The organism is Streptomyces regalis (assembly GCF_001509475.1).
Classification (GTDB): Bacteria; Actinomycetota; Actinomycetes; order Streptomycetales; family Streptomycetaceae; genus Streptomyces; species Streptomyces regalis.
Genome location: NZ_LLZG01000261.1, coordinates 1 through 363, shown reverse-complemented (window position 1 = coordinate 363; position 363 = coordinate 1). Strand labels below are relative to the sequence as shown.

General features: G+C 70.8%; 1 protein-coding gene. It reads left to right on the top strand.

Annotation, left to right across the window (positions count from 1 at the left end; genetic code table 11):
• The coding region (locus tag ADL12_RS25170) for a phage tail tube protein (RefSeq protein WP_482262418.1) at positions 1–363 on the top strand (363 nt) is incomplete at both ends.

Sequence of the window (363 nt, the reverse complement as noted above, 5' to 3'; positions counted from 1 at the left end):
CGGCGGCCTGGCCGACCGGCTGGGTCGACCTGGGCTACCTGTCCGACCACGGGGGGTCGCTGGAGTACGGCACCGACTCCGAGGACATCACCGCCTGGCAGTCCCTCAGCCCCGTCCGCAAGGTCCTGACCTCGGTGGACATGACGCTGGCCTTCACCGCGATCGAGCTGAAGGGCTCGACCATCAGCCTGTACTTCCCCGGCTCGGAGCTGACCGAGGCGTCCGAGGGCGTCACCCAGCTCAGCATCCCGGCCGCCCCCACGCCGGATGAGCGGGCGATCGGCCTCGAGTGGCGCGACGGCGACATCACCAACCGGCTGATCATCCCGCGCGGTGAGGTCACCGACCGCGGCGCCATCACCA